This window comes from Exiguobacterium sp. SH0S2, from assembly GCF_004337185.1.
In the GTDB taxonomy this organism is placed as follows: domain Bacteria; phylum Bacillota; class Bacilli; order Exiguobacteriales; family Exiguobacteriaceae; genus Exiguobacterium; species Exiguobacterium aurantiacum_A.
This window is the reverse complement of sequence record NZ_SJVB01000003.1, coordinates 82,767-95,274: the sequence shown is the minus strand read 5'-3', so window position 1 is coordinate 95,274 and position 12,508 is coordinate 82,767. Positions and strand designations below refer to the sequence as shown.

Here is a 12,508-nt window from a genome sequence, read left to right as displayed (position 1 = left end):
TAAAAAAGGGGTAAGATTTGGACTTGATACTGGACTGTTACCGTTAGTGAAATAGATAACAAGCCAACTACATGTTATTGAACTTATTCATGGCGCATCCTGCTTGAGGACGTCTTAAAACTGAAAAGAGGAGGAGGCCGTCAGATGAAGTCATCTCAAAGCTTATCGAAGCTGACTATGCGACTGAATGAAACGGTCCGCGCTTCGTTTCAAGAATATCGGTTATTTTGGATATTTAGTTTATTACTTTGGACGAAGACGTACGTAGTATACCAATTTTTCTTTAACATCCCGATTGAAAACACAGCTCAAGCATTCATCTTGTTGATCAGTCCGATCAGCTCGACCTTGTTCTTGTTCGCTTTTAGTTTCTTCTTTAAAGGAAATAAGCAAAAGTGGGTGCTGTACACCCTTTATGCGGTCGCCTCGTTCCTGTTGTTCGCGGACGCTGTCTACTACCGCGAGTTTACGGACTACTTGACGATGCCTGTCATTTTGCAACCGTCGAACATGGAGACGCTGTCGACTTCATTCATATCACTGCTTGAATGGAAAGACTTGATCATTCTTGGGGACGTGCTCGTCTTGCCGTTCGTACTATGGAAGATCAATACGTTGCAAACCACCGCGTCTCACCGCCGGGCGCTCATCACGTTCGTGGCAGCTGTCGCCGTGTTCTTGTTCAACTTGTCGCTTGCTGAGACGGAACGCCCTGAACTGTTGACGCGTTCGTTCGACCGTGAGCTGCTCGTCAAAAACATCGGGACGTTCAATTTCCACGTCTATGACGCGATGCTTCAAACGAAGACGTCCGCGCAGAAAGCGATGGCCGATGGGTCGGAGTTAGCCAAGATTGAAAAGTATACCCGCCAAAACTATGCGGCGCCGAATCCGGATTTGTTCGGAAAATATAAAGGTAAAAACGTGGTCGTCGTCTCGCTCGAGTCGACACAAAACTTCACGCACAATATGAAAGCCGCGAACGGCGAGTATATCACGCCGAACTTGAACAAGCTGATCGAAGAGTCCCATTACTGGCCAAACTATTACCATACGGTCGGGCAAGGGAAAACGTCAGACGCCGAGTTCGCCCTCGACAATTCGCTGTATGGCCTGCCACGTGGAGCCGTTTACTTCACGAACGCCGATAATGAGTACCAAGCTCTTCCTGAACTGATCAAAGAAGAGAACTATTATTCAGCCGTGTTCCATGCGAACAACAAATCGTTTTGGAACCGCGATTTGATGTACAAGAACACCGGCGTCGACATGTTCTATGATGAGAAGAGTTACGACCTTGGGAATCCTGAGGACATGACGGAGTGGGGCTTGTTGGACGATAGTTTCTTTGAACAATCGATTCCGATGCTCGAGGAACTCCCGCAACCGTTCTATGCGAAGTTCATCACGCTCACGAACCATTTCCCGTATACGATGCCGAGCGAGGATTACGAACTCGTGCCGAAATTCGAGACGAACTCGACGACGCTTAACAACTTCCCGCAGGCACTCGCTTACCAAGACTATGCGCTTGGCCTGTTCATCGACGAACTGAAACAGAACGGGATGTGGGAAGATACGATTTTCGTTGTGTACGGTGACCACTATGGCATTTCGACAAACCATAACGACGCGGTGGCCGGCTTGCTCGGTAAAGAAGAGTTGACGCCGTATGATGTGGCGAAACTTCAACAAGTACCGTTCGCCATCCATTTGCCGGGCCAAGAAACAGGCGAAGTCCATGAGACGATCGGAAGTCATATCGACATGAAGCCGACGCTCCTGCACTTGCTCGGCATCGATACGTCGGACTTGGTCGGGTTCGGGAACGACTTGTTCGCTGAAGACCGCAACAGTCGCGCCATCTTCCGAGACGGCACGGTCGTCACGGACGATTACGTGTGGACGCAATCGATGTGTTACGATGCGACGACTGGAGAAGCGGTTGAAGATACGACACTTTGCGGACCGGTCACGGAAGAAGCCGAAAAAATCCTGCAAATGAACGATGACTTGATCTATTCGGATTTGCTTCGCTTTAAAGAACAAACCGATTAATAATCAAGAGCTAGCGCTGACCGTTAAACGTCAGCGCTTTTTTTACGGAATAAAAAAAGACGACCGCAGTCGTCTTCGTGGTAAGTCAACATTAACCTGGGATTCCACCGAAAATCAATGTTGCGACGCCAAAGAATCCAAAGACGAGCGCGGTGATTCCGGCAAACGCAAGTGGAAAGAATTGGCGTTTTTTGAATGAACGGGCCATCCCCCAAAGTGCAACGAGTGCTACGATGAGTGAAATCCATCCAAATGGCTCATACAAATGCATGACGAGTTCCCCCTTTATTATACGTCATGAAATTCATAAAAATTTCACTGAAATATCACTATTATTTTATCCGAAATAACACACGCTGTCGAGCAAAGGTTGCCACCGCTACAATTTTGCCACAATATCGTTTAGAATGGTTGTGGAGGTGTTCTAGATGAATATTGTAAAAATCACATCGGGCCTTGCCCAAGAGAACGGATACGTGCTCGAACAAGACGGAACGGTCGTTATCGTCGACCCGGGCACGGACGACCCGAAATTCTTTGAGGCGGTGGAACGTTTCGGCGGATTGAACGCCATTTTGTTGACGCATGCCCACTTTGACCATATCGGCGGCATCGATGCGCTGCGCGATCGCTATCCGGTACCGGTCTATGTTCATGAAGCCGAGCGGTCATGGCTCGCCGACGGTGAAAAGAACGGGGCGGCAAAGTTCCATCTGCCCCACTCATCGATGCGACCGGCCGAACGAACTTATCAAGGTAAGAAGCTAGAGATTGGTGCGTTTACAATCGAGTTGCATCACACGCCGGGTCATTCACCGGGGAGTGTCACATTGCACATCCCGAGCGAACGTGTTGCCTTTTGCGGGGACTTGATCTTCAAACAATCGGTCGGCCGGACCGATCTATTCGGCGGCGACCAATCGACGCTCCTCGGATCGATCGATCGGATGCGTCAATTATTGCCGGCCGAGACGGTGCTCTATTCAGGTCACGGACCGAAGACGACACTCGAAGCTGAAATTCGTTCAAATCCATTTTTTGAACGGTGAACATAAAAAAAGATTGTCTCAACGAGAGACAATCTTTTTTTACATTTGGAAGTTACTCCAATACGTGAAGACGACGAAGAAAACAGTCAAGTAAGCGCCGAACACGTATACATACGTTTTTTCAGTCAGTTTCAAGTAGCCTAGTGCGACAAAGAAAATTGTTTGAGCTAAAAAGACAAGACCCATTACGACGAAGTCACCAGTATGTTCGCTACTGCTTTGATCTCCACCGAGTGCGCCCACGAAAGCCAGCGCCGCGATCAACCCAGTCCAAAAGCCTAGGACACGGAACATTCTCGCCATGTTAATCCCCCCATACGTACATTATTCCATTCTCATTCACTATTTTACCAACACATTCAGAAAAATGCTATGAAAACGTGTGAATTGAGCAAAATAATCGTGAAAAATATGTGAAATCGATATGTTATATAAAGTTGTACAAAAATTCAAAAAAGGTTGTACAAACTATGTACAAAAAGCGGAATAGGTTGTATAATCAACTTACAAACATTGAACGGAACAGGTTGTCAAATAAAAGGAGGCGCTGAAAGTGGCAAGTGAACTTATGTTTTATACGTATCCAAGCTGTACGTCGTGTCGAAAAACGAAAGCGTTTTTACAAGAGCAACAACTTGATGTGAACGAACGCCATATTTTCCGAGACGCTCCGACGGTAGACGAACTCTTGACGCTACTTGCACTTAGCGAAGACGGAGTCGATTCACTCCTAGCAACGAGAAGTCAAGCGTTCAAACAGCTCAACGTTGACGTCGATGAATTGAAACTGAGCGAATTGCTGAAGTTGATGAGCGAAAATCCGAAGCTGTTGAAACGCCCGATTTTGACAGACGGTAAAGAAGTCATTGTCGGCTACGACAAGGCATCAATCGAGACGTATGCCCGCCGCCATGATTTGACTTCGGTAAACGTTTCATAAGACAAGTCCACTTTCCTAAGAGTGGGCTTTTTTTTATGCTCATTTATGAGGTGGGGACAATGAAACTGGTGATTGATCGATTGATTAAAGCGGCGCGACGGCTCGAGGCGAGCGATGTCCATTTCATGCCAGGCAAAGACGCCGTTATCGCACAGGCGCGTCACGGGACGTCGATCACAAAGCTTGAGACGATACCACGTCCAGACTACGAACGGCTCACATTACATATGAAATATTGGTGTTCGCTCGCTGAAACGGATCATCGGGTTCCGCAATCCGGGATATATGATCGAAACGAAGAAATGATCAGGGTCACGTTTTTGCCGTCATTTACTGATGTGCTCATGTCATGGCGTCTGCCGAACGTCTCGTTCCAACTTCAAGAGTTGTTATCTGAAGTGGATGTGTTGCGTTTTCAAGGCATGGCTGAGCTGCGGCACGGCTTGTTTTTAATCGGTGGCGCGACGGGGGCCGGAAAAACGACAGTCCTCTATGCTTTTCTTGAAAGTTTGAAGAACCACCGGATCGTGACGATCGAAAACCCTCCCGAACAGCAATTGACGGGTGTGATCCAGCTCGAGGTGAATGTATTGGCAGGACTGGATCATAGACGTTTGTTGAAAGAAACGTTGCGAGCCGACCCGGATATCATCGTTGTCGGGGAGGTGCGGACGAGTGAAGAACTGCTTGTCGCGCATGATGCGGCACTGAGCGGACATTTGACGATCGCGACGTTTCATACGGCGAGTATCGAAGACGGTGAACGCCGTCTCGAACAGTTGATCGGCAAAGTAGAGGTGCCGCGCCATTGGTGTGTGTTGCAGCGGAGAGAGGAGGTGACTTGCTCATGGTCGATGTCCGTTCCAGTAGGGAGCTGAACACGATCCGGCGCTTCCTGCGACTGCAAGCACGAGGGGTCGGGTTGAAAAAGACGTTCGAGACGCTCGAGTTGCATGAGCGGGGGAAGCAAAAACAACTGATTCGTGTGATGCGGCAAAAGCTCGAGAGTGGTCTGGCACTCGCCGACGTATTCTCAGAACTCGTCACGGATGCGCGTATGCGAGACATGCTCGTCACGGCGGAACGGGGACATCATTTCATTGAAGGTCTAGAACAAGTACTTGCCTTATCGATGATGCGTCGAGGCCTGCAGCAAGAGTTAAAACAACTGGCGAGGTATCCGCTCGTCATCTTGACGATGCTTTTAGGGCTTGGTGCCATTTATGCGCTGTACATCTTTCCGAAATTGCTCTCGATGGTGCAGGTCGACGATTTAGACGGAATCAGCGCCATCCTCTTGTCACGAAGTTTTTTCCCGGGCTTGTTCGTCGCGCTCGTTTTGACAGGTGGCTGGGGCTATTGGGTCGTGAAGCGAGGCCGGTCCGTCCCGATCCGATTCGTCGAGCGGGGAAGACGACTGTATATCACGTATTTGTTTGTCAGCGAACTGTCCTTACTGAGTGAAGGGCAAATTTCGGTTCGTCACGTCATCGAGCGTCTCTCTCACGGGGACGGGGAAGTGGCGCAAATCGCCCGGCGCATCCATGACCGGATGTCTAGCGGGATCGAGTTGGAGGCGGCGGCCCGAGAGGAACGTCTGCTCGATCATGAAGTCGTCAGCTTGTTCGGGGTCGGGACGGTGAGTGGAGACCTCGGATTGATTATGGCGTTACATCGAGACTTGATCTTTGAAGAGATGGAACTGTATTGGAAGCAACTGATCGCCAAGACGGAGCCGCTTTTGTACGGTTTCTTGACCGTCATGGTGACGATGATGTTCTATACGATTTATTTGCCGGTCAAACTAATTATGGCCCAACTATGAGGAGGAGAATTATCGTGGCAAAACTCAAATCAGACTGTCAGGCAGAGCAAGGATTCACACTCGTTGAAATGGCGGCAGTGTTACTGATCATCTCGGTCTTGTTGCTGCTACTCGTCCCGTCTATGTCGGACGGGAAGTCACGGGCGGATAGCGTCAGCTGTGAAGGGAGCGTACGGATTGTCGAATCTGAAATCAATTTATACTATGCGGAACATAAGGCGTATCCAGAATCACTCGCCGTCATCAAACGTGCTTCGACCGAGAATCCGCTCGAATATAGCTGTCAGTCGATGACGTACACGTACACGCCGAGCACAGGTGCGTTGGCGCTGAAATGAGACAAGACGGCTATACGCTCGTCGAGATGGCTTGGGTACTCGTCGTCCTGTCGCTACTCCTTTTAGTGGCGACGCCTACCGTCCGTTCGATGGACCGGCTCGCGCTCATCGACTTCACGGAGGCGCTCGTCCAAGACATCGCCGAGGTCGGCCAGTATCCGTATGTGGCCGCCGATGAAAAATGTGTCCCGCGCTTGAGATGGTACATGAAAGAACGGCGGTATCACATCACGTGCGGGACGACGTCGATCACTTCAGGCGTCGTTCCCGACGGTGTCGAGATGAGCCTGCCGGCAACGAACGAAATCGTCTTTTCAAAGTCGGCGGCGACGTATGCCGGGCAGTGGAAATTTTACACGGGCCAAGTCGCGGTCACGTTGAAGTTCAGGATGGGCACGTATGAGCCGGAGGTGATCCGTAGTGGGGGAGGATGAGCAAGGCGTCACGTTTTGGGAAGTTTGTTTAAGTCTAGCCCTCCTGCTCGGATGGGTCGGTGTGATTGCGCCGTTCGTTACGGCGGGTACGGAGCGGGTGGAGCGTCTCGAGGCGACGGTTCGGACTTATGAACGGCTTCAAGGGGAGGTGTTGCTCGATGCGGCCGATCCAAGCGGTGAAGTCGAAATTTGTGAACAAGACATATGTCTGCCGACACTCTGAGGGTGGCTTCACGTTGCTCGAGATGACGTTCACATTATTGTTGCTCCCCTTGTTCATCGGGCTGCTCGTCCACTTTTTAGCGCTCGGGGAGGCGTTTTACGAACAACCGCGCGGTCAAGTGAACACGACACCACAACTCATCGTCCGCAAACTGTTCGACAGTCGTGACTGTCAGGTGCGAGAAGGTAGACTCGTCGGTACGTACGTTCGACCCGATGAGACGACGTGGACGTGGACGCTCAAGCAGATCAATCGGAACTTAGTCATGGTAGGCGAAGAAGGAGGGAACTTGTTATTTATAAGAGGAATCGATGGTTATCGCGTCGAACCGTTAGGAAACGGCTACCGGATTCAGTGGACCGACTCGATCGGCCCGCGGGAGAAGTCCGTGATGTGCATGCGCTCGGGTTCTTCGTCATCTCTACGTTAGTCCTCTTGACGTGGCTATTAGCTGCAGCTTTGTTTTGGTATACTGATATCGAACGAAGCACGGAACGTCTGACGCTCGAAATTTTGGCGATTCGCTTCGAATCCCATCTCATGGTCGCCAAACATTCGTGCCAGACAGAAGCAGAGATCATCGTCAAACCGACCGGTACGATTTTCTGCCGACCGCTCGGGCCAGGTACGACGGAGGTCGAGATCCGGTTGAAGACGGGAGAAAAGCATAAAGAGGTGATTTATTTCGATGACTAGACCGTTTTACATCATCGGGTTTATGGGTACAGGTAAATCAAGCTTAAAACGATATCTTGAAAAATCGAATCATGTCATCGATTTGGATGAAGCGCTCGAACGGCATCTTGGGATGGGTTTACCTGCTTATTTCGCCCGACACGGTGAGAGCGCGTTTCGGGCCGAAGAGACGGCGATGCTTCGAAACGTTCATGCGGACTATATCGTGACAGGTGGCGGAATCGTCGAGCGCTCAGAAAATATCGAATGGATGCGGCGTCATGGGCGCATCGTTGCCCTTGAGTTGCCGTTCGAACTGTGTTGGGGGCGCATTAAAGACTCGGACCGCCCGCTCGTGCAACTTGGTAAAAGGAGCGTCGAGGCGCTATACGAGCGCAGGCGTCCGCTTTACGCTTACGCCGATGTGACAATCGACGCCTCATTGAGCTCGGAAGCGATTGCTTGTGAACTAGATCGGTTGAAGGAGGAAGACAGATGATTTGGATTAATCTTGGTATTATCGTGCTCGCACTCGTCGGGCTAGGTGGATACGGATTTTTATTGTATCGGAACAAAATGAAGACCGATCTGCGCCGTGTGAAACGGTTGACAGAACGGTTTACGATTCGAATGAATGTGATTCAAGGCTTGGTCGGTGAGATCAAACAGCACATCGACACGGTCAACGCATCGGTGAAGCAAATGAAGGCTTATTCGGTTAAAGTGAAAGACGAATCGCTCGAAATGAAACAGGCAACGGTCGGCCTTACGAAGGAAATTAAGCGGACCGCTGGAATCGATCGTTCAGGCGTTTCCACTGAGACTGAAATATGAAATAATGAGGATGAAAACGTTTTCGTTTTCAATCCTCTTTATTTTTGCCCATTTTTGCTAGGCAGCGCGTCAAAAAATTGATAGAGTGGAATAGAAAACGAAATATTTCATCAAATGGATTAATTACGTTCGGGATTGGGGGATATTATGGAGAAGTTAACGTTGAAACGTACGCCTTTGTACGACCTGATTTCTACGAAGGCGAAGATGGTGGATTTTGCGGGGTTTGAGATGCCCATCATGTTCTCGTCAATCAAAGAAGAGCATCAAGCGGTTCGGGAGCGGGTTGGCATGTTCGATGTATCGCACATGGGGGAAATTCGGATTGAAGGTCCGGACGCGTTCGAAAACGTCCAACGTCTTGTGACGAATGACGTCTCGAAGCTGAATATCGGGCAAGCGCAATACAACTTGTTTTGTTTACCTGACGGCGGGGTCGTCGACGACCTGCTCGTCTATCGGCTCGATGAAGACGCGTATTGGCTCGTCGTCAACGCCTCGAATATTGAAAAAGACGTGGCCCACGTCCGTCGATACGTATCAGGGGACGTCACTGTGACCGATGAATCGGATGCGTACGGTCAAATCGCGATCCAAGGTCCGATTGCAGAAACAGTACTCGGACAAATCACGGACTTACCGCTACATGAGATCAAGTTCTTCCGGTTTTTGAGCGGCGACGTTGCCGGTGTGCCAGCAATCGTCTCGCGGAGTGGCTATACAGGTGAGGATGGGTTCGAAGTATACGCCCGGGCCGAAGATGTCGCGAAGATTTGGACTGCGCTCGAAGCAGAACAAGTGACGCCGTGCGGGCTCGGTTCACGTGACACGCTCCGTTTTGAAGCTTGTCTGCCGCTGTACGGGCATGAGTTAGACGAGACGGTGACGCCGTTCGAGGCCAACTTGAACTTTGCGGTCAAGCTCGATACCGACTTCGTCGGGAAAGATGCCCTCGTCAAACAAAAAGAAGATATTCCGCGCCGTCTGATCGGCTTGAAGCTGCTCGGCCGCGGGATTGCCCGACAAGGTGCGCCCGTCTTGTTTGACGGCGAGACGATCGGCGTCGTCACGACGGGAACGATGCCGCCGACCGTTAACGAATCGATCGCTTGGGCCCGGATTGATCGCCGGTTTGTCGAACAATCAAACTTCATCGTCGAAGTTCGGGGCAAACAAATAGAAGCCGAACGTGTGCCGACACCGTTCTATAAACGTAAATGATACAGGGGGATTCAGAATGAACAGAATGGAATTTCGTTATTTACCGATGACCGAGCAAGACGAACGCGATATGCTCCAGACGATCGGTGTCGAATCGATCGAAGATTTGCTTGAAGATATCCCGGCCACGCTCCGGGAGACGGCATCGTTATCTGCCATCGGCGCTCCGCTCCCAGAAGTCGATCTCGTCCGCCACATGACGAAGCTTGCCGAGAAGAACCTTCACACGAAATCACATCCGAGTTTTCTAGGAGCCGGCATGTACGATCACTTGTCGCCAAGCGTCATGAACCACATGTTGCTCCGTTCTGAGTTTTACACGGCGTATACGCCGTATCAACCTGAAATTTCACAAGGTGAACTGCAAGCGATGTTCGAGTTCCAGACGATGATTTGTGAACTGACGGGGATGGACGTCGCCAACTCGTCGATGTATGACGGCATTACCGCACTCGCGGAAGCGACTTACCTCGCGAGCGCTCATACGAAGAAGAAACGTGTCATCGTCTCCGGTGCTGTTCACCCGGAAGCGAAAGACGTCATCCGCACATACGCGGACGGACCGGGACTTTCAGTTGAATATACGCATGTTGCGGCCGGCGTGACGGATTTGACGGACGTCGATTTGACGGACGCCTCGTGTCTCGTCGTTCAGTACCCGAACTTCTACGGTCGCGTCGAGGACTTGGCGACGCTCGCGAAAGCGGCCCATGATGCCGGTGCGCTCTTTGTCGTATCGAGCAACCCGCTCGCACTCGGTATTTTAGAGTCTCCTGGTGCGCTCGGGGCCGATATCACGGTCGGCGATGCGCAACCGTTCGGGATCCCGCAAAGTTTCGGTGGTCCATCGTGTGGCTACTTCGCCGTCAAAAAGGCGCTCATGCGTAAACTGCCGGGTCGTCTCGTCGGTCAGACGGTCGACGAGGACGGGAAACGCGGCTTCGTCTTGACGCTACAGGCACGGGAACAGCATATCCGCCGCGATAAAGCGACATCGAACATCTGCTCGAACCAGGCGCTCAATGCGCTCGCCGCCTCGATCACGATGTCCGCGCTCGGGAAATATGGGATTCGTGACATGGCCGTCCGCAACATTCAAACGGCCCACTATATGAAAGAGGCGCTGAAGTCGGCCGGTTACCCGATCATCGACGAAGGACCGATGTTCAACGAGTTCGTCGTCGATTTCGGTACCGATGCCGAAACCGTGTCACGCCGCTTGCTTGACAATGGGATCATCGGTGGATTGCCTCTCGGAACGTATGATGCTGATCGTCAAACACAGATGTTGCTATGTGCGACCGAACTGCGCACGAAAGAAGAGATTGACGGATTTATTGAAGTGGTTGGGGGGACGAACTGATGCAACACGAACAAACGCTCATTTTTGAAGTGTCACGTGCCGGACGGACCGGTTATAACTTGCCGACACCGACCGTGCCAGAAGTTGATATCGAGGCGCTGTTACCGGCGTCGATGATTCGTCAAGAGGCGGCCGAACTGCCGGAAGTGTCGGAACTAGATGTCGTTCGTCACTATACGTCGCTGTCGACGCGGAACCATGGTGTCGATTCCGGCTTCTATCCGCTCGGATCATGTACGATGAAATACAACCCGAAAGTGAACGAAGATATGGCACGTCTGCCTGGGTTCGCCCACATCCACCCGCTCCAACCGATCGAATCGGTCCAAGGGGCGCTCGAGATGATGGTCGACCTTCAAGACCAGCTCGCTGAAATCACAGGGATGGACGAAGTGACGCTCCAACCGGCAGCCGGTGCCCACGGGGAATGGACCGGACTCATGTTGATCAAAGCGTTCCACCAGCATAACGGCGATATGAATCGGACGAAAGTACTCGTCCCGGACTCGGCGCACGGGACAAACCCGGCCTCGGCCGTCGTCGCCGGATTCGAGACGGTCACGGTCAAATCGGATGAGCGGGGACTTGTCGACCTCGCTGACTTAAAGGCGAAAGTTGGGGACGACACGGCAGCGCTCATGCTCACGAACCCGAACACGCTCGGTTTGTTCGAGGCGGACATCCTTGAAATTGCCAAAGTCGTCCATGAGGCAGGCGGTAAACTGTACTACGACGGGGCCAACTCGAACGCGATTCTAGGGATCGCCCGTCCTGGTGATATGGGCTTTGACGTCGTCCACTTGAACTTGCACAAGACGTTCACAGGACCGCACGGCGGCGGCGGCCCGGGCTCGGGACCGGTCGGCGTCAAGCGCGACTTGATCCCGTACTTGCCGACACCGATCGTAAAAAGAGCGGATTCAGGTTTTACGCTCGATTACGATCGCCCACAGTCGATCGGACGCATCAAACCGTTCTATGGAAACTTCGGCATCAACGTACGCGCCTACAGCTACATTAAGACGATGGGCGCCGAAGGACTGACGCGTGTCTCGCGCGAAGCAGTGTTGAACGCCAACTACATGTTCGCCCGTTTGAAGGACGCGTTCGATGTGCCGTACGACACGTACTGCAAGCACGAATTCGTCTTGTCGGGTAAACGTCAAAAAGCACTCGGTGTCCGTACGCTCGACATCGCCAAACGATTGCTCGACTTCGGATACCATCCGCCGACGATCTACTTCCCGCTCAACGTCGAGGAGTGCATCATGATCGAGCCGACCGAGACGGAATCGAAAGAGACGCTCGACGCGTTCTGTGACGCGATGCTCCAAATCGTCAAAGAGGCAGAAGAGAATCCGGAAATCGTTCAGACGGCGCCGCACACGACGGTCGTCAAACGACTCGACGAGACGCTCGCTGCCCGTAAGCCGGTATTGAAGTATGAGCGACGCCAACCATCGTCAATCAACTAAGCCAAAACCCGCTCGCAATTCGCGAGCGGGTTTTTGATTTGTGCCAAGATGAGTGGTTGTGACGATTGTATGA

General features: G+C 51.7%; 17 protein-coding genes. 15 read left to right on the top strand and 2 right to left on the bottom strand.

Annotated features, from left to right (window positions below; all coding sequences use genetic code 11):
• The first annotated feature begins 144 nt into the window (after positions 1–144).
• The gene (locus EVJ21_RS09175; RefSeq protein WP_131490377.1) at positions 145–2,058 is read left to right on the top strand and encodes an LTA synthase family protein; all 1,914 of its coding nucleotides are present in this window, start codon (positions 145–147) and stop codon (positions 2,056–2,058) included.
• 91 nt (positions 2,059–2,149) lie between these two features.
• Here EVJ21_RS09175 and EVJ21_RS09170 read toward each other — a convergent pair whose 3' ends face one another.
• Complete coding sequence (locus EVJ21_RS09170; RefSeq protein ID WP_070327033.1) at positions 2,150–2,329, bottom strand: DUF2759 domain-containing protein; 180 nt, start codon at positions 2,327–2,329, stop codon at positions 2,150–2,152.
• A gap of 157 nt (positions 2,330–2,486) precedes the next feature.
• On the opposite strand from EVJ21_RS09170, the gene EVJ21_RS09165 reads away from it, so the two are divergent.
• Positions 2,487–3,107, top strand: coding sequence for an MBL fold metallo-hydrolase (locus tag EVJ21_RS09165; protein WP_070327034.1), 621 nt, complete (start codon positions 2,487–2,489; stop codon positions 3,105–3,107).
• Between the two features lie 39 nt (positions 3,108–3,146).
• Here EVJ21_RS09165 and EVJ21_RS09160 read toward each other — a convergent pair whose 3' ends face one another.
• Complete coding sequence (locus EVJ21_RS09160) at positions 3,147–3,410, bottom strand: DUF2626 domain-containing protein (protein WP_070327035.1); 264 nt, start codon at positions 3,408–3,410, stop codon at positions 3,147–3,149.
• Between the two features lie 265 nt (positions 3,411–3,675).
• Between EVJ21_RS09160 and EVJ21_RS09155 the strand changes: the two genes are divergently transcribed.
• The 13 genes from EVJ21_RS09155 (at position 3,676) to gcvPB (ending at position 12,435) form a co-directional block, all read left to right on the top strand.
• A complete protein-coding gene (locus tag EVJ21_RS09155; protein WP_016510368.1) occupies positions 3,676–4,047 on the top strand; it encodes a Spx/MgsR family RNA polymerase-binding regulatory protein in 372 nt (123 codons plus the stop codon).
• Positions 4,048–4,106: 59 nt separating this feature from the next.
• Positions 4,107–4,925 (top strand): ATPase, T2SS/T4P/T4SS family, encoded by an 819-nt coding sequence (locus tag EVJ21_RS09150; RefSeq protein WP_236633685.1) that lies wholly within the window; start codon positions 4,107–4,109, stop codon positions 4,923–4,925.
• Positions 4,895–5,872, top strand: a complete 978-nt coding sequence (locus tag EVJ21_RS09145; protein WP_131490376.1) for a type II secretion system F family protein — start codon at positions 4,895–4,897, stop codon at positions 5,870–5,872. The genes EVJ21_RS09150 and EVJ21_RS09145 overlap by 31 nt, the downstream gene beginning before the upstream one ends.
• Positions 5,873–5,886: 14 nt before the next feature.
• On the top strand, positions 5,887–6,210 hold the full coding sequence (locus EVJ21_RS09140) for a prepilin-type N-terminal cleavage/methylation domain-containing protein (RefSeq protein ID WP_083273936.1): 324 nt from the start codon (positions 5,887–5,889) through the stop codon (positions 6,208–6,210).
• Entirely contained in the window at positions 6,207–6,644 is a 438-nt protein-coding gene (locus EVJ21_RS09135; RefSeq protein ID WP_131490375.1) for a prepilin-type N-terminal cleavage/methylation domain-containing protein, read from the top strand. Before EVJ21_RS09140 ends, EVJ21_RS09135 begins: the two co-directional genes overlap by 4 nt.
• Positions 6,631–6,867 carry a hypothetical protein gene (locus EVJ21_RS09130; protein ID WP_070327040.1) on the top strand — a complete coding sequence of 79 codons (237 nt, stop codon included), beginning with the start codon at positions 6,631–6,633 and terminating at the stop codon, positions 6,865–6,867. Before EVJ21_RS09135 ends, EVJ21_RS09130 begins: the two co-directional genes overlap by 14 nt.
• Entirely contained in the window at positions 6,803–7,297 is a 495-nt protein-coding gene (locus EVJ21_RS09125; protein WP_161568088.1) for a hypothetical protein, read from the top strand. The genes EVJ21_RS09130 and EVJ21_RS09125 overlap by 65 nt, the downstream gene beginning before the upstream one ends.
• Positions 7,261–7,563, top strand: coding sequence for a hypothetical protein (locus tag EVJ21_RS09120; RefSeq protein ID WP_070327042.1), 303 nt, complete (start codon positions 7,261–7,263; stop codon positions 7,561–7,563). The genes EVJ21_RS09125 and EVJ21_RS09120 overlap by 37 nt, the downstream gene beginning before the upstream one ends.
• Complete coding sequence (locus EVJ21_RS09115; protein ID WP_236633366.1) at positions 7,556–8,041, top strand: shikimate kinase; 486 nt, start codon at positions 7,556–7,558, stop codon at positions 8,039–8,041. The genes EVJ21_RS09120 and EVJ21_RS09115 overlap by 8 nt, the downstream gene beginning before the upstream one ends.
• On the top strand, positions 8,038–8,376 hold the full coding sequence (locus tag EVJ21_RS09110) for a hypothetical protein (RefSeq protein ID WP_131490373.1): 339 nt from the start codon (positions 8,038–8,040) through the stop codon (positions 8,374–8,376). The genes EVJ21_RS09115 and EVJ21_RS09110 overlap by 4 nt, the downstream gene beginning before the upstream one ends.
• Positions 8,377–8,523: 147 nt before the next feature.
• Complete coding sequence (gene gcvT, locus EVJ21_RS09105) at positions 8,524–9,597, top strand: glycine cleavage system aminomethyltransferase GcvT (protein ID WP_131490372.1); 1,074 nt, start codon at positions 8,524–8,526, stop codon at positions 9,595–9,597.
• A 25-nt stretch (positions 9,598–9,622) separates the two neighbouring features.
• Entirely contained in the window at positions 9,623–10,960 is a 1,338-nt protein-coding gene (gcvPA, locus tag EVJ21_RS09100; protein ID WP_131464900.1) for an aminomethyl-transferring glycine dehydrogenase subunit GcvPA, read from the top strand.
• Positions 10,960–12,435, top strand: a complete 1,476-nt coding sequence (gene gcvPB / locus EVJ21_RS09095) for an aminomethyl-transferring glycine dehydrogenase subunit GcvPB (protein ID WP_070327045.1) — start codon at positions 10,960–10,962, stop codon at positions 12,433–12,435. The genes gcvPA and gcvPB overlap by 1 nt, the downstream gene beginning before the upstream one ends.
• Positions 12,436–12,508: the final 73 nt, after the last annotated feature.